This window comes from Chitinophaga sp. 30R24, assembly GCF_049056765.1.
Classification (GTDB): Bacteria; Bacteroidota; Bacteroidia; order Chitinophagales; family Chitinophagaceae; genus Chitinophaga.
Genome location: NZ_JBJGXX010000001.1, coordinates 1,200,415 through 1,217,435, shown reverse-complemented (window position 1 = coordinate 1,217,435; position 17,021 = coordinate 1,200,415). Strand labels below are relative to the sequence as shown.

General features: G+C 43.8%; 19 protein-coding genes. 1 reads left to right on the top strand and 18 read right to left on the bottom strand.

The features are described from left to right. Positions 1-192: 192 nt before the first annotated feature. The gene (locus tag ACDQ55_RS05115) at positions 193-798 is read left to right on the top strand and encodes a superoxide dismutase (protein ID WP_420980099.1); all 606 of its coding nucleotides are present in this window, start codon (positions 193-195) and stop codon (positions 796-798) included. Positions 799-927: 129 nt separating this feature from the next. On the opposite strand, the gene ACDQ55_RS05110 is transcribed toward ACDQ55_RS05115, so the two are convergent. The 18 genes from ACDQ55_RS05110 to ACDQ55_RS05025 form a co-directional block, all read right to left on the bottom strand. Beyond that, on the bottom strand, positions 928-2,601 hold the full coding sequence (locus tag ACDQ55_RS05110) for a S41 family peptidase (protein ID WP_420980098.1): 1,674 nt from the start codon (positions 2,599-2,601) through the stop codon (positions 928-930). Positions 2,602-2,661: 60 nt separating this feature from the next. Continuing rightward, positions 2,662-2,892, bottom strand: coding sequence for a membrane protein insertion efficiency factor YidD (yidD, locus tag ACDQ55_RS05105; protein ID WP_420980097.1), 231 nt, complete (start codon positions 2,890-2,892; stop codon positions 2,662-2,664). Positions 2,893-2,956: 64 nt separating this feature from the next. Then, positions 2,957-3,340: a ribonuclease P protein component gene (locus ACDQ55_RS05100; protein WP_420980434.1), complete on the bottom strand. Its 384-nt coding sequence runs from the start codon at positions 3,338-3,340 to the stop codon at positions 2,957-2,959. 25 nt (positions 3,341-3,365) lie between these two features. Next, a complete protein-coding gene (gene rpmH, locus ACDQ55_RS05095; protein ID WP_012788729.1) occupies positions 3,366-3,521 on the bottom strand; it encodes a 50S ribosomal protein L34 in 156 nt (51 codons plus the stop codon). A 235-nt stretch (positions 3,522-3,756) separates the two neighbouring features. Next, entirely contained in the window at positions 3,757-4,266 is a 510-nt protein-coding gene (locus ACDQ55_RS05090; protein WP_420980096.1) for an OmpH family outer membrane protein, read from the bottom strand. A gap of 57 nt (positions 4,267-4,323) precedes the next feature. Beyond that, positions 4,324-4,839 (bottom strand): OmpH family outer membrane protein, encoded by a 516-nt coding sequence (locus ACDQ55_RS05085; protein WP_420980094.1) that lies wholly within the window; start codon positions 4,837-4,839, stop codon positions 4,324-4,326. Between the two features lie 65 nt (positions 4,840-4,904). After that, positions 4,905-7,664 (bottom strand): BamA/OMP85 family outer membrane protein, encoded by a 2,760-nt coding sequence (locus tag ACDQ55_RS05080; RefSeq protein ID WP_420980093.1) that lies wholly within the window; start codon positions 7,662-7,664, stop codon positions 4,905-4,907. Then, entirely contained in the window at positions 7,645-8,406 is a 762-nt protein-coding gene (locus ACDQ55_RS05075) for an isoprenyl transferase (protein WP_420980092.1), read from the bottom strand. Before ACDQ55_RS05075 ends, ACDQ55_RS05080 begins: the two co-directional genes overlap by 20 nt. Before the next feature lie 218 nt (positions 8,407-8,624). Further along, a complete protein-coding gene (locus ACDQ55_RS05070) occupies positions 8,625-9,491 on the bottom strand; it encodes a DUF6089 family protein (protein WP_420980090.1) in 867 nt (288 codons plus the stop codon). Positions 9,492-9,648: 157 nt separating this feature from the next. Beyond that, on the bottom strand, positions 9,649-10,539 hold the full coding sequence (locus ACDQ55_RS05065) for an NAD kinase (RefSeq protein ID WP_420980088.1): 891 nt from the start codon (positions 10,537-10,539) through the stop codon (positions 9,649-9,651). Between the two features lie 144 nt (positions 10,540-10,683). Further along, positions 10,684-12,096 (bottom strand): POTRA domain-containing protein, encoded by a 1,413-nt coding sequence (locus ACDQ55_RS05060; protein WP_420980086.1) that lies wholly within the window; start codon positions 12,094-12,096, stop codon positions 10,684-10,686. 183 nt (positions 12,097-12,279) lie between these two features. Continuing rightward, the gene (locus tag ACDQ55_RS05055) at positions 12,280-12,939 is read right to left on the bottom strand and encodes a CBS domain-containing protein (RefSeq protein ID WP_420980085.1); all 660 of its coding nucleotides are present in this window, start codon (positions 12,937-12,939) and stop codon (positions 12,280-12,282) included. A gap of 117 nt (positions 12,940-13,056) precedes the next feature. Beyond that, positions 13,057-13,833, bottom strand: coding sequence for an alpha/beta fold hydrolase (locus ACDQ55_RS05050; RefSeq protein ID WP_420980083.1), 777 nt, complete (start codon positions 13,831-13,833; stop codon positions 13,057-13,059). A 61-nt stretch (positions 13,834-13,894) separates the two neighbouring features. Beyond that, on the bottom strand, positions 13,895-14,437 hold the full coding sequence (locus ACDQ55_RS05045; RefSeq protein ID WP_420980081.1) for a CvpA family protein: 543 nt from the start codon (positions 14,435-14,437) through the stop codon (positions 13,895-13,897). 63 nt (positions 14,438-14,500) lie between these two features. After that, positions 14,501-14,950 (bottom strand): GatB/YqeY domain-containing protein, encoded by a 450-nt coding sequence (locus ACDQ55_RS05040; RefSeq protein ID WP_420980079.1) that lies wholly within the window; start codon positions 14,948-14,950, stop codon positions 14,501-14,503. Positions 14,951-14,968: 18 nt separating this feature from the next. Next, entirely contained in the window at positions 14,969-15,313 is a 345-nt protein-coding gene (gene gldC, locus ACDQ55_RS05035) for a gliding motility protein GldC (RefSeq protein ID WP_420980077.1), read from the bottom strand. A gap of 41 nt (positions 15,314-15,354) precedes the next feature. After that, a complete protein-coding gene (locus ACDQ55_RS05030) occupies positions 15,355-16,470 on the bottom strand; it encodes a glycosyltransferase family 4 protein (protein ID WP_420980076.1) in 1,116 nt (371 codons plus the stop codon). 73 nt (positions 16,471-16,543) lie between these two features. Next, positions 16,544-16,978, bottom strand: coding sequence for a hypothetical protein (locus ACDQ55_RS05025; protein WP_420980075.1), 435 nt, complete (start codon positions 16,976-16,978; stop codon positions 16,544-16,546). Positions 16,979-17,021: the final 43 nt, after the last annotated feature.

Here is a 17,021-nt window from a genome sequence, read left to right as displayed (position 1 = left end):
AATATTTTTTCATATGATCAACCCAGGGCAATGGCAAAAGTGGCTGCGTTTGTCTGTATTTGCATGGATAAGCGTATAAGGAATCTAAATATCTAAGTAACCCAATAATTAAATGGCTAAATTTTAACGGATTGGCAGTAAATTTGGCGACTATCTATAATCATATTTTTAAAACCCATAAAAAACTGAGTTATGGCATTTACACTTCCGAGCTTACCCTACGCAACTGATGCGTTAGAGCCGAATTTCGATAAACTGACAATGGAAATTCACCACGGTAAGCACCACCAGGCTTATGTAGACAATCTGAACAAAGCAATTGCAGGAACAGAAAACGAGAACAAATCACTGGAGGAACTGGTAGCTAATGCCGGTAAGATCAGCCCTGCTGTAAGAAACAATGGTGGCGGTCACTGGAACCACAGTTTCTTCTGGACGATTCTGGCTCCTAATGCTGGCGGCGCTCCTACCGGCAAACTGGCAGATGCGATCAATGACACTTTCGGTTCTTTCGAAGCATTCCAGGAAAAATTCAGCAATGCCGGCGCTACCCGTTTCGGTTCCGGTTGGGCATGGCTGCTGGTAAAAGATGGCAAACTCGAAATTACTTCCACACCTAACCAGGATAACCCCCTGATGGACGTTGCTGAAGTAAAAGGTACTCCCATCCTCGGTGTAGACGTATGGGAACACGCGTATTACCTCAAATATCAAAACCGCCGTCCGGAATACCTGAAAGCATTCTGGAACGTAGTAAACTGGTCAGAAGTAGCTAAACGCTACGAAGCAGCCATCTAATCGTTTTAAATAGCTAACTATCTACATAAAAAATCCCTTCCGCTATCAACTCGGAAGGGATTTTTTTATAGCCCCTTACACCATTTTAACTGTTGCGGGCCCAAAGCATATTGTTACTGAGAAAAATGATTACCGGGCAGCGGTCAGTAATTGTTTATATTTAACCGGATTATGCAATATATCGGCGGCGGTATTCACTTCGTTGTCCCATTCCAGTGATTTCATGATACGGCCTTTCTGCAAATAATAACGGTTCACAATTTCTTCTTCCAGCAAGCGTTTGATCTCTACTTTATTTTTCAGCAGGTCTTGTTTTTTATCATGTTTCATGCTGGCTTCCAATGTTTCCACTTCCTTGACAACAGCATCATAATATTTCTCTTTTTTAGCCGTGCTTTTAAAAGCATCCAGTGCGTCTTCACTACGGGTTTTATAACTATAGTCCTTATTGTCGAGGTAGTGTTCAAAATCTGTAAACTCACTATCGGTAAGCGTAAAGGCTGATGATGAGGTAATTGCTGGATGACTGTAATAATAATTGGTAGCGTAATCGAAGATAAACTGTTTACGTATTAAGGAAATGGATACCTGGCTGATATAGGTTGGCTCTACTTTTTCGTCGGGCTCAATACCGCCGCCATCTTTTACAGCGCGGCCCCCAAGTGTACGGAAAGATTTACGGAGGGAGTCCGGCACATAATCAGCACTACCATCGTCGTTGCGGTGCGAATAATCGATCGCCTGTATGCAACGGCCGCTGGGGGTGTAGTACTTGGCCGTAGTAACCTTTAATTTGGTGTTATAAGGCAGTTGCCGGGTGGTTTGTACTAGTCCCTTTCCATAAGAACGCTGCCCTATTACAAGACCACGATCGAGGTCCTGGATGCTGCCTGCTACAATTTCAGATGCAGAGGCCGAAGAATGATTGGTTAATATAGCCAGCGGTATATGTGTATCCACCGGTTGATCAGCCGTTTCATAATTGCGGTCCCAGGTTTTCACTTTACCACGGGTGCTAACGATCAATTTATTTTTATCTACAAAAATATTGGCTACAATCACTGCTTCGTCCAGCAGGCCGCCAGGATTACCCCGCAGATCCAGTACAAGGCCTTTCAGTGCAGGATTGGATTGCTTCAGTTGCTCTACGGCCTTACGTACCAGGCTCCCGCTATTTTCGGTGAACTGGGTCATCTTTATATACCCAATATCATTTTTCACAATACCAGCATAGCTAACAGCTTTTACGTTGATTTCTTCCCGTACAATCTTCCGGGGTGTTTCCACACCGGTAACAGGATGGCGAAACACCATATCCAACGGGGTGCCGGCGGCACCTTTCAGTTGGCGGCTCACTTCTTCCTGTGGCAGGTTGCGGGCAGACTTACCATCCATACTCACAATAATATCCCCGGCTTTCACACCGGCTTTGTCCATAGGGCTTCCTTCGTATACATCTGTAATAGAGGTCCATTCACCGTTGGTATTAATAGACGCACCTACGCCGCCATATTTACCCGTAGCCATAAACCTGAGATCATCCAGGTTCTCTTCCGACACAAAATCGGTGAAAGGGTCTGTTTCTTCGAGCATAGCGTCTATCCCTCTGTGTATAAGTTTTTCGGGGGGCAGATCATCTACATAATAAGTATTCAGCTCTCGGTAGAAGGCAGCAAAAATGTCCAGATTCTTAGCGATCTGGAAGTACTTATCACTTTCATTAAAGGCAAAAAGACCGGCAGCTATGATCAGCAACAGCAGGGCTGCTGCCAGTTTCTTTTTTTTATTAAAAAACACACGCATGCAACATTTTGTGTATAAGATGAACGATTTTATTACGGTTGGCAGCCGGCTGTAAATATATCAGGGAACCGGATCATATCCATGGCCACCCCAAGGATGGCATGACAAGATACGCTTTATGGTGAGATAGCCACCTTTCAAGGGGCCGTATTTTTTAAAGGCTTCTATTCCATATTGTGAACAGGAAGGGGTATAACGGCATTTATTGCCCAGTAAAGGCGAGATAAACCATTGATAACCTTTTATCAGGAAAATGAACGGATAGCTTAACCAACGTGCAACACTTTTCATAAACAACATATTAGTTAATAGCGGAGAACTATCAGCAGTTTTGTAAATGAGCTGTAAATCGAGGCTACTCGACTTTCTGCAGCTTTTTTAAAATTACTGAAATTTTGTCTTGTAGTGTAGAAAAGTCAGCTATTTTTTTATCCGTGTAAATAAGAAAAACAGCGAGCTGCCGGGATTCTGATTGGAGATGATCGTACAATTCCTGTTTTTGCAGCCGCCAGGCCTCACGGCCCAGGCGTTTGATGCGGTTACGGTCTACCGCATGGGGAAAACGGCGGGTAGTAGCGCTAAAACCAACCTGTACAGGATATTTACCTGCAGGTTCCTTCAACGGCATATAAACAACCCGGTATGGAAAAACAGAAAACGCTTTTCCATCACGAAAAAGCGTTTCAATAAGTTTTCTGCTTTTTAACCTTTCTTCCTTTTTAAAAGAATAAGTTTTTATGGCTAATAGTATTTAGCTACTATAATTATTTCAGCTTACGTTCGTCAGATACAGTCAGCTTTTTACGACCTTTTGCTCTACGGGAAGCCAATACCTTACGGCCATTAGCAGTTTCCATTCTCTTTCTGAAGCCGTGAACGCTCTTTCTGCGTCTGTTATGCGGTTGAAAAGTACGTTTCATTTCTTTTTTTTGTTTTTACCTGTACTACTAAAACTCCCGGATTAAAGGATAATTTTTAAAACGGAAGGCAAAGGTAGCAGAAATATTTGAAAATTAAAATTTAAATCGAATTAATTAGCGCTAATGGATATTTATCTGCGCTAATATGTAATGGTACTACAGGGTAGCAACCCCTTAAAAGTAAAGGTGGAATGCAGTTTTCACTACATTCCACCTCTAGCATTAAAAAGTTTGATTATTTAATACCCAGTTTAGCTTTCACAGCAGCCAGGATATCGTCTGCAGGAGGAGAAACCAGTAACAGACCAGCAGAGCTGTCGATTACGTAGCCATAACCTTTTTCTTTCGCTACATCTTCAATGGCTTTGCGAGCTTTGTCGTAGATAGGTTTCAGCAGTTCCTGCTGTTTTGCCTGTACTTTCTGCTCAGCAGAATCGCGGTAGTCTTGGATACGTTTCTGGGCATCCTGGATTTCACGACCCTTGATTTCTTTCATATTGTCGGTCATGGTAGCTGCCTTGTCATCGAATTCTTTCATTTTCTTAGTGTACTCATCCACTAAAGCTTTTCCATCTCCTTCTAAGCCTTGTGCATAAGTCTGCAGATCAGTTTCTGCCTTCTTAGCTTCTGGCATGCTGGATACCAGTGCTTGTGCATTAATATGCGCTACTTTGGATTGTGCCATTGCATTCACGCTGAACAAACCGGTAACCGCCACAAAAGCAATAATTACGTACTTCTTCATGATGTTGTCTGTGTTTAAAAAAATTTAAATACTTATAGTTAAAAAATAGGTGCGCATTTATTTCTTTACTCCTAGCGCTTTGAGAATTTCCTCGCTCTTATCTAATTTAGGATCAGAAAAGATCACAGTAGTTCCTCCTGCCTTGTCCAACACAAAATCATACATCCTGCCGGCAGCGAGTTTCTGTATGGCATTATAGATCTTGTCTTGAATAGGCTTCACCAGTTCCTCTCTTTTCTTAAAAAGATCGCCTTCATAACCAAACCGCTTTTTCTGCAGATCCTTGGCGTCTTTTTCCCTGGCCACGATCTCATCTTCCCGTTTGCGTTTCAGCTCTTCTGTAAGCATTACCTGTTCAGCCTGGTAAGACTTATACATCTTATCTACCTCTTGGAATTTTGCATCTATTTCCTTCTGCCATTGTTCTGCCACGGCATCCAGTTTCTGCTGTGATTCCTTGTATTCAGGAATATTTTCCAGGATATATTTGGTATCTATCACACAATAACGCTGTGCACTTGCTGCACCGCCCATCGCTATTATTATAGCGGCTGTAATAAATAGTTTCTTCATGCTACAATAGATTTTTCGCAAAACCAAATGACGGTTAAACTTGCAATATATAATTTATTTTCACATTATTCTGGTTCAAAGCCGAGCATGAAGGTAAACTTAGCCGCGTCTTTCAGACCAGTACCTGGCCTCAAACGGTCAAATCCAATACCATAGTCAAATCCGAGCAATCCAAACATCGGCAGGTAGAAACGCATACCGATACCGGCAGAACGACGCAACCTGAATGGATTATAATCCTGCAGATTCTTGTAACCATTCGCCGCTTCCAGGAAAGCCAGACCAAAGATCGTTGAACTTGGATTCAAACTGAAAGGATAGCGCAGTTCCATAACATACTTATTAAATACGGTAAAGCCCTGATAATTGGCCGGCTGGCCATTGTCTGGATTATCGCTTGGATTGGAAGTATAGTACACCGGATAACCTCTCTGAGAAATGATATCACGGTCGTAGATCGCAAAGTTACTTAAACCGTCTCCTCCCAACTCAAACCGGCCAAAAGGCGATAAGGTAGTGCGGTTATTGTACGAGCCAATGTAACCAAATTTAGCCGCTACTTTCAATACAAACGTTTTATTATCGCTACCCATCGGACGGCTCAATGGCACATACCATTCTGCATTGAAGCGGTATTTCTGGTACTCAATAAAGTTAAACTGCTGTGATAGTGGCTCGTTCTTATAGTTCTTATCCGGTTGGAACAAAGAGTAAGGAGGCGTATACTGGGCAGATAAGGAGAAGTTGGAACCACTGCGCGGGAAGATCTGTTGGTCTACAGAAGAACGCGCCAGCGTGAGCTTGATGTTCAAGTTATTGGAAGTTCCATTCTCAAATCCCGGGATACCGAAATAGTTATAATTTTTCAGCTTGTACTGTTGGTAGTTCAAAGAGTAGATCAGGGTGAAATAGTCATCCGGCCATTTCAATTGTTTACCCAGAGATACAGAGGCACCTAACACTTTAAAGTGTCCGTTGGTAGAAGTAGATGTATCACCATAAATACCTTTATAATAATCGTTGTACGCGTATGGGTTCTGGTAGCTGCTATACAAGCTCACAGAAAACTGGTTCCTCTTCTTACCCCCCAACCATGGCTCAGTGAAAGAGAGGTTGTAGGAACGGTAGGCCTTGCCATTGGAAGATACACGCACAGATAATTTCTGTCCGTCGCCACTTGGTAAAGGGTCCCAGGTTTCTTTTCTGAAGATGTTGCGCAGGGAGAAGTTATTGAAAGTAACACCGAGAGTACCGGTAAGACCGATGTAACCTCCCCAACCGGCCGACAATTCCAGCTGGTCGTTGGCTTTTTCTTCCACGGTATAATCAATGTCCACGGTTCCATCCTGTACGTTAGGCACCGGGTTCATACCAATTTTTTCCGGGTTGAAAAATCCGAGGTTAGCGATTTCGCGGTTAGAGCGGATCAGATCCTGGCGACTGAAATATTCGCCCGGGATGGTGCGCAGCTCACGGCGGATCACATGCTCGTTAGTTTTTTCGTTACCGGCAATACGCACTTCCTTAATCCTGGCCTGCGGACCTTCACGCAAACGAATTTCATAATCAATGGTATCGCCCCGGATACCTATCTCTACGGGGTCTATCTGGAAGAACAGGTAGCCAAAGTCCATGTAATAGCCGCTAATATCGCCGCCTTCCTGTGACATTTGTTTACCCAGTCTTTTTTCCAGCAGCTCCAGGTTATACACATCTCCTTTTTTGATACCCAAAATGCGGGTCAGTACGGAGTCGGAATACCGGGTATTACCTTTCCAGGTGATATCGCCGAAGTAATATTTTTTACCTTCAGCAATCTGCATATCGATGTTCTGATTCTGATTATGGGTTTTATAGGTAGTATCCCTTGTAATCAACGCATCGCGATAACCTTTGGAGTTATACAGGCTGATTACCTTTCCTTTATCTTCCTGGTATTTGTTTTCATTGAATTTGGAAGAACTGAACAACTTAAAGCGGAAATAAGGATCCAGTTTTTCCAGCGCTCTGGTAGGCTGCAGGAACCCGTAGGTTTGCCAGAAATCATCTGGCGCTGCCAGAGAATCCACATAAACATGCTCAATATCCGGATGCAGGGTAATACGGGTGCGTTCTTTAGTACCCTTCATCCGTTTTTTGATCTTTGAATCCGGGATGTTATAGTTACCTACTATATTGATGTTCTCTGTGTGTACTTTATTTCCTTTATCTACTATAAAGATAAGGCGCATGGAATTTACCTGGCCTGTATCTACTTTTTCATCAATCTTTACGGTAGCATTGCCAAAACCTTTATCAGCATAAAATTTGTGAACAGTGCCGATCACATTTTGCTTGAGGCCTGGGGTTACTACGCTTCCTTTACGTAAAGTAGCCTTGGTAGCGATATCTTCGCCTTCCGACTTCTTGATACCTTTAAAAGAGAAAGAAGACATACGGGGCATTTCCGTTAGTCCTATTTCGAGCCAGATTTTATCATCTTCTATTTTAGTCACATAAATAGTAACATCAGCAAAAAGCCGTTGCGACCACAGGCTTTGGATGGCCTTGGTAAACTGGTCGCCACCAGGATAGGTTACCTTGTCGCCTACACTTAGGCCGGAAAGGGACAGCAGCAACGACTTATCCAGGTATTGCGTACCGGCAACGGTGATATCGGCAATTTCGTACTGTTGCGGAATGCCCGGACTGATCGGAGCAATGGCCGGCGGATTAGCAGGCGGCTGTGTCGGAAGCACGGTATCTTTCTGCTGAGCGGATACACGAATGCCTGCACTGCAACATAATGCTATAGCCAGAAGGCCCTTAGGAAATAATTTCTTCATTCTGCTGAATTTGTTCGCTTGTTTTGCCAAAGCGCCGTTCTCTGGTCTGATAATTTAAGATGGCTTGGTAAAGATGTTCATTGCGGAAATCCGGCCAGCGGGTATCTGTGAAATACAGCTCCGCATAGGCCAGTTGATAGAGAAGGAAGTTACTGATCCTGCATTCTCCACTAGTACGAATCATTAATTCAGGGTCCGGCAGTCCATAAGTACAGAGATATTTTTCCCATACCTCAGGTGTAACAGCTATCGGGTCCAGGGCTCCATTTTTCACATCCAGGGCTATTTTCCTGGCTGCATTCACGATTTCCCACCTTGCACTGTAGCTGAGAGCCATAATGAGATTTAGGCCGGTATTCTGGCTGGTAAGGGCAATGGCTTCTTCCATTTCCTGCTGACATTGGGGTGGCAGCATTTCCATATCGCCAATAACACTCAACCGTATATTATTTTTTGATAACGTATTCACTTCCCGGCGGATAGTGTTTACGAGTAACTCCATGATGCCATTAACTTCATAAACCGGGCGATCCCAGTTCTCGGTGGAAAACGCGTATAGGGTAAGATAACCTATTCCCAGTTCTGCACAGGTTTCCACTATATTGCGCACACTTTCTACCCCTTCGTGGTGCCCGTACAGCCTGTCTTGTCCCCGCTCTTTTGCCCAACGGCCATTCCCGTCCATAATAATGGCTATATGGCGCGGTAACCGTTGTAAGTCCAATTTATCCTTCAAGCTCATTTTGTGTCAGGCGAATTATACAGATTTAACAGATCTACTAAAAGGGTGCAAAGATACAAAAATAGAGTAATGACTTTTTTGGCAAAGCCTGAGAAGGTGTTTTAACGTAGTTTTAACAGCGAATGCAATACCAGTGGGGATCTCGGCAAATTCGGAGATTTATCGGGGCGGTTCGCAGGCGTAGAAAGGTCGCCGGCAGAAAGTAATTTCTTTATAAATTAAAATTTACAGTGGTAAGCAGTAAACAGAATACTGATAGTCAGCTCAATGGTCAGATACTGGTCTTTATCCCGGCTGTTACCCCGCTGCCGCCCCATTACTCCTATAGGCGCACCTTTAGCCCCTGAACGGTCCTGCAATTGGGCTGCTACACTAGGCTGCCCGTTTGCCAATGTCGGAAAAACCGCCATGCCGGCGTAAGTAGTGCTCACATCATCCAGGTAATCCGTTTGGGTAAAGCGGTATAACGCCTCTAACCCCACGTTTACCTTACTGGAAAGATTATATTTAAACCCTCCTCCTATCAACCAGGCATAAGAAACCAGACTATAAGGCTTACGGTCTGGATACATCGCCGTTCCCTGCCCCTCTGTGCGCATGGGCTGCAAATAATATTTCACCCCATTCAGATAGGCGTAAGGGTCAAAATAAAAAATACTGGCGCCACCAGTCAGATAAGGAGAAAACCGCTCGTATAAACTCCCCGGTTCAAACCGGAAAAAATTAAAATCCCCCTGTAAAGATAATTCCCACAAGTTAGTATTGAAACTAAGATTTCTGCGGTTCTCGAACTCATTTTTATTATACACATCTGAATACCCCAACTGCATAAACCTGCCATGGGCACGAACACCCACATAATCGTTCAGGTATTTCCGGTAATAGATACCTACCGCCGGCTTCGGAGTATTTAAAGCCCCCCTGGTATTAAGATCGCCAAAGTATTGCGCTCCCCCAACAGACACCCCTAACTCCCCTACGTATTGCAGCTCATTTTGGGCAATCAACCGCTTAGCAGGTAAACACGCTACCGCTAACAACAACAAGAAAATAATATATTCAGGATATCGGAAAGATTTCAGCATAAATCAGTTCAAGCTTAAACGCTAAAATGCCGGATTTATTTAATGTATGACTGACGATTATGCTGGCTATAATACTCACCTTTACTGTCGCGGGGCATAATTGACATTACTATCAGCAGCAAATATATTTGTAAATATAACAATATAATTTATATTTCTATATTTTAATCATGTTTCTTGCGTCAATCCCCCATAATAGTTTATTTCGCAGGGTATGTAGGAAGTTACTATCGTCTAATCTTAAAAGGCTGATTTTGAAGCGTTCTTTCTTAATGGCTAGTTGCACCGTGCTATCAATGGTCTCCATTCTGCTATCCAGCGTACATAAAAACTGATCACTACGACCCTCTACTTCAAAAGAAATAATATTGTCGCTAGGCACTATAATAGGTCTTACATTAAGGTTATGCGGGGCTACCGGGGTAATAATAAAGTTACCTGCGTCTGGGAACACAATAGGACCACCACAGCTCAACGAATATCCTGTAGAACCGGTAGGTGTGGCCACAATCAAACCATCCGCCCAATAAGTATTCAAAAACTCCCCATTTAAATAAGTATGGATCTTCACCATAGCAGAAGTATCCTTCTTATGGATGGTAAACTCATTAAGGGCATATGGCACTTCACCAAACAAAGGAATATTGGCGTCGAGGTGTAATAACGACCGCTGGTCTACTATGTAGGTCCGGTTCAGGAGCGCCTGTACCAGTGCATGTATTTCTTCTTTACCAATACTGGCTAAAAATCCCAGGCGCCCGAAATTGATTCCGATCACCGGGATGTTGGTATCCCGTATAAAACTCACTGTATCCAGGAGGGTTCCATCCCCACCAAGGCTCATTAAAAATTCTATCTTTCCTGGCAGGTCTGCTGCTGTGGAAAATAAAGTCGGAATAGTGTCGAAAGGAATATGCTGTTGCAGGGTACCGAAAAAAGGCTCATAAATGATCGCCTCTATTTCTGCGCGTTTTAGTTCCTCCAGCAATAGGCGGATGTTGCCAATATCTTCTGTAATAAATCCCCTACTATATAGTGCTACCTGCATGTTGTTAACTTTTAGCGGCTAGTTGCCAGCTCCTAATGGTTAAAGCCTGATGGCCAATATCTCCCGCCAGCCGTTGGGCTACTGATCTCAGCACCTGGCGAAGCTGCGCTGAAAGGATAGTCTGCAGCCAGTTCCCTGTGCTGGCTACATATCTACACTTGCGTGTAAAAATAATCCTTTTTGTCCTAACTGATTAAAGCTGTACTCAATCCGCAAGTTGGTATCGTAGAAGGAAACAATGTCTAGCCCCAACCCGCCTGTATATAGCATACGGTTATTTAAGAAACTGTTGCCAGGATATTTATTATATACATACCCTCCATCACCAAACACTTTTGCAAAAATGCGGATGGGCACAGTACTAAACTTCTTTGGCACTACCGGTAGTCTGAATTTAAAAGACAATATCTCTTGCCGCAGGGTTGTTTTCAAAATTGCGAAAGCTGTTCCGTCTATCACGTAATATTCGAGCCCCCGCAGATAGTCGTCTCTATATCCCAGTGCAAACTGGTTCATGTAGGGTTGCTCATTGGAAAACTTGAGCATACCACGTACCCCCACCGCGGCAAAGGTTTTGGGTAATAATTGCCAATACCGCACTGCATTAACACGGAAGTGAATATCGCTGATATCATTGAAGGGAGGGATACCCCGTTTGGCGATTTCCCCCATCAGGCTAAATCCTCTGAGTGGAAATACCCAGCTATCGGCATCTATGTAGGTATACCGGTAAATGAGGTCCATAAAATTTACCCGGGTACGCCCTTTCCCGAGGTAGTTGGGATTTAGGATAGCTACCGAATCAGCCACTTCCTCAAAATTATAGTTCAAAAAAACCTGGTGCCGGCCGTTGATCGCCTTGCGGTAAGTATAATTGAGCCCTATAGTATATACTTGCCGCAGAAATTCGTCTTTACGGAAAAATTGTTGTTTGTTACCACTAGTACTATCATTCACCTCGTGGTTCCGGTTATACGAAACAGTTATACCCACCCCATGTCGGAATGTTTTATCGATATACGGTAAATTATATTGTAACGCAAAACGCTGGGTGTATCCAAACTGTACTACCGCATCCACGGCATCGTTCCGGCCGGTAAGATTTCCCTGGATACCGGTTACTCCTATGTTAATCCGGTTAAAGCTGTGATTTTTCTCTACCCACCACTGGTTGAAGTTACGATCGGCCAGGTGCACAATAGGAAAAGCGAAAGTATACCAACGCTCCCACACGTCAAATACCAGATCGGCTTCATTACCGCTCCAGTTTTTAACGTTGGCAGAAACACTCAGGAAAAGAGAAGTATTCAATAATTGTTTCCTGGTAGCCTCCAGGGTATTAGACAGGTCACTGAGATACACCGTATCTCCAGGCACGGTACGGATTTCCCGTAAAATTACGGAAGTACGTGTTTTCTTATTGCCGGCAATTACAATATTCCGTACCACCAGATAACTGCTATCTTTTGCAGGTACAGACTGTCCACGAGCAAGTTCAGGTAACGCTAATCCCAGCAGGCAAATGATGGCCAGCAGGCAGTGACAGCATCTCAGCATGTAGGTCCGGTAATATTAGTTTAAAAGTAATGACGATCTCCAAATATAATAAAAAGCTTTTAGCAGATATTGAATACATAGATTTTCCTCATTTATTTTATACCCGGCAAAACATCAAAAAAGCAAGGGGGAAACCATAGTCTCCCCCTTGCTTTTTTGATAAATATCTATAAACCAAGCTGGTTACATACCAATATAGTTCATCAGCAGATCGTAGTTTTTCTTTAGCAGCTCTTCTTCTTCCTCTTCGGTAAATACGTATTTGATTACATAATTAAACCGCTCAAAAGTAGCGATCAGCCCTTGTAATTCCTGGCGGTTTGTTTTCAGTACCACTTCCAGCTTACCTGTTGTAGGGTTGCTGATCGTATTTACGCTCAGGAGCGTCACATCATTGGATTCAGCAATGCGGGCAATTTCACTGAGGGCATAGTCACGCGGCTCTACATCGAAAGCAACGATACCGCCAGGTTCCTTTACCCCGTTGTATCTTGCGAGGGCAGCCAACAGGTTGTCTGTAGTAATAATGCCCAGGTATTCATTTTCCCTGGTAACTACAGGCAATACAGACAATCTAAAATCGTAAAACAGCTTAAGCGCTTCAAATAAGTGGGCGTATTCCATAACAGCCGGGTGAGGACTCCTGGTAGCAATGCCTTCCAGGGGAACTTCCGGGTTTTCTAAGTCCAGGATATCATCTTCTTCAATCAGCGCCAGGTATTTGCTATCCACTACCAGCGGCAGTTGCGTCAGATGGTATTCATTCATCAGACGCAGCGCTTTAGAACCTGTATCCGAAGGATGCAGGGCGGGTAATGAAGATATGAGTTCTCTGGCGATCATGGTTTGCGTATTCTTATACAATAATAGTAAAGAATATGCCAACAGAAAAACAAATTACATGTACGCGAAACCAATGCACCTTTCGGCGCAGTCATAAGCAAGCTGACAGCTTCATTTTTAACTGACAGGCTGATGTTTCAGCTTCTCCAAGAAGGCATGAAGTATTTTGTTGAATTCATCCGGTACTTCCATCATAGGAGCATGTCCGCACTTATCTATAAACTGCAGCTCAGAATTAGGGATCAGCCTTTGGAATTCTTCTCCCACCATAGGAGGCGTTACGGTGTCGTTCTCACCCCATATTAACAGAGTGGGCTGTTTAATATCTTTCAACTCATCCCCCAGATTGTGACGGATAGCAGATTTAGCCAGTGTAATAATCTTAATTACCTTCAGCCGGTTGTTCACAATTTCGAACATTTCATCTACCAGTTCTTTGGTAGCGATTTTTGGATCGTAAAATGTGAGCTCCGCTTTTTTACGGATATACTCATAGTCTCCGCGTTTAGGATAGGTTTCTCCCATTCCATTCTCAAACAGGCCGGAACTGCCTGTGAGAATCAATGATTTAATAGGTGCTTCGGGATGCTTCAGCAGGTATACCAATGCTACGTGCCCACCTAGTGAATTGCCCAGCAGGTGTACATCTGTATAACCCCTGGTTTCAATAAACTTATGCACAAATTTAGCCAGTCCTCCTACCGATGTTTCCAGGATGTTTAAATCATACAGGGGTAACATCGGGATCACAACCTTATTATACTGCCTGAAATATTCGATCATGTGCGAGAAATTGCTCAACGCACCAAAAAGTCCATGCAATAATACCAGCGGCTCTCCTTCTCCTTCTTCTATAAAATTAAACTTACCCTGTGTTTTGATTTCGTAATCCATTGCCAAATCTTGAAAGTCAATTTTACGCTAAAATAATTCTTTTTATTAATCTAAATAACCCTCAGCGCATGTGAATATGCTGAGCTGCCTTCTCAAAAAATGCCTGTAGTTGGGAAAAAGTATCCTTAAAGATTGGTATCACATAGGCCATATGATCCAATGCCCATGGGCCAATATGCTCAATATAAGGATATACAACAGATTGCAGCTTGGTTTCGGGACTCAACCAATATACCTGATTGGCAATCCACAACATTACACTATAAATTATTATAAATATAACGCTGTATAACAAAATTCCGCCCAGTTTATTTAGCCAACCTAACATCACGGCCTCTACCAGTCGCTGTAAGATACTTGCTCCCAGCCTTACTACCAATACTACCCCCATAAACGGGAACAAGAAAGAAAAAACAGGTAACCAGCGGGAGTGGAAGTCCCAATGCTGCTGTACATATAAAGCGGTAACCGCCGAAAGTTTCAGGGCTGCAGCCAACCCTAGCATCACAGCCAGGAATGAAAACAACGCTACTATTAATCCACGTGTATAACCCCTATAAAGGGCAAATACTATAATAATAGCGAAAATAATATCAATAGGCATAATGGAATTATTGTTACCCGGCACCTGATAAAGTGGAGCCGGGTAACAATATAATCAATGTGTTTATTTAAGCAGTTCTTTTACCAATGCGGAAATGGCTTTCCCATCAGCCTGACCGGCCAGTTGCTTGGTAGCCACGCCCATTACTTTACCCATATCGGCAGCAGAAGCCGCGCCGGTAGTAGCTATAATATCGGTGATGGCTGCACGTAATTCTGCTTCACTCATCTGTTTAGGTAGGAAACGTTCAATTACTGCCAGTTCTTCTTCTTCTTTTGATGCCAGGTCTTCGCGATGCTGAGTCCGGAAAATTTCGAGGGAATCCTTCCTTTGCTTAGCCAGCTTCTGTAACAGCTTGGATTCCTCCGCAGCGGTAAGCTCACCGGTGGCGCCTTCTGCCGTTTTAGCTACCAGGATGGCGGCCTTGATAGCGCGCAATGCACGCAGATCAGCTTCCTTTTTCCCCAGCATCGCAGTTTTGATCTCTGCGTTGATATTTAATTCTAATGACATATAGTAAGGTTTAATGGATTATTGTTCCGCTTCCTGTTTTTCCTGGAATTTTTTGAAGAAATCCCGGGCAAACACGCGCATATCCTCTGCCTGATCCCTATAAGGCGTAGCCCTGGCGTAAGTATCGGCCATGGTCATCATTGTCTGAAAAAAGAAATCCGCCATTTCGTCTACCATCATGTCTTTTGTCCATAAATCAATACGCAGGGCGGCTTTCTCTGCCGGGTCCCAAAAAGATACAATCATCCCTTTAGCCTTCATCATCTGCTCATCCTTATTATCTGTAGCGCTCCATTGAATAGACTCGGGCACCTTCTGTTCGTCCAGTCCAACCTGGATCTGTATGGTAGATACTTTACTCATTTTTTTATAATTAAAGCGCAAAAATAGCCACATTTACTGATTTACGTGGTCAAATGTGCCCATAACTGTATAGCCGCGTGTTCCCAGCTGTTATAAGGCTTTATGGGCGGCTCTTTCACCAGTAAACGGGAGCGCAATTGTTCATCTTTATATAACAGACTCATTTTCTCTGACAAATCATCCTGGCTTGCCGGATTCACATATAATACGCTATCACCGCCAGCTTCCCTCGCGGCTGCACTGTCCAGGGCAATCACCGGCACCTGGCAACGCTGGGCGGCATATACTGGCAATGCCAGCCCATCCAACCGGGCCGGGTATATCAGGGCATAAGCCCCCCCCGTTAGCTTTGCCAATGAAGCCTCGTCTGGATTTTCAACGAGCACCACATCCTGCCGGAACTTATAACTTTGCAGGGCAGTGGAAATTTCGGCGCCGGCCGGTGTAATGCTACCCGCTAATACTAACCGGATATTACTGCGCTGCCGCTTTTTAAGCGCTGAAAATGCTTTTAGCACGGGTATAATATTATTCCGGGGATGCAGGCTGCCGGTTACCAGAAAATATTCTGCCCCATTGGTAAATTCTTTCTTCACCGCCTCCCGTTCTTCCCATTCCAGGGGTTTATATAAGTGACTTAAGCCAGTATCCAGCCGGGCAGTTTTATCTGCTACTGCTGGTGCTAAACGCAATAGCTCCTCCCTACTAACGTCAGACAATACCGCCACTCTTCTGGCCTGTGCGAGGTACTTGACGATATTTTTTCTCAGCCCCCGCTGCTGGGCGGCTGGTTGCAGACCAGCGTCCTGTAAAAAAGAAAGGTCCCGGATCAATAAACCAGCAGGCACCTGGCTGCGCAATGGTAAAGCTCCCCCCAATCCCAGAAACAAGTCTGGATGAAAGGGCCTCATGGCGTGCACTAGTTGCCACTCCTGCCACCAGTAATAATGCCAGGGCTTATTACCTTTCCGCGGTAATAATACGGTGGTAACATTTGCCGGGAAATGCAAATCCACCGGAACAGGCCCATCAAAAAAAAGAGTGAACTGATGTTCCGGTTGCTGCCGGCACATCGCCAATATAATCTCTGTAGCTACCCTCCCGGTATCGGCAGGCATATCCTGTTGTAGGTAGGCAGCATTAACAGCAATTTGCATAAACGAATCCTTTGTCTGCGAGGATGCAAACCTACATAATTTTTTTGCACAGGGCGGCAAAGGGTTTTGCTACCTATTCAGCCGATTTATTGGTAAGATAAAATATCTTAGGTGTGGCTACATTGGCAGTATTTCCCAACGAGGCCAGGGTTACCGTTACCTCATACGTTTTTAAGGGCTTCAAATGCCGCAGTGTAATGATAAAAGGCGTATTTTTTGTATCTGGCACAGTATCCTGTGGCAATGGGATCGTATTTATTTCCGTCGCTACATTCACTGTCACCTTTACGCCTTTGTCTGGTATCTTAGAGGTAATATTTACTTTCAAGGCGTATGTACTGTCCAACGCAGTATTATATTTTCCTATCTGTATTTCAGGCAATTCAAAGCTAAGCGCTTCTTCCTGCACACTGGGCGCAGGAGTATCTCCATTATTCTTCTTCTTACAGGAAGTAAAAGGCAGTAATGCAATAGCAATAAAAAAAGGGAAAAAGGTTCTCAATAACATATTTCAAAATTGTATGCCGGGAATATAAAATTATAATTTTATT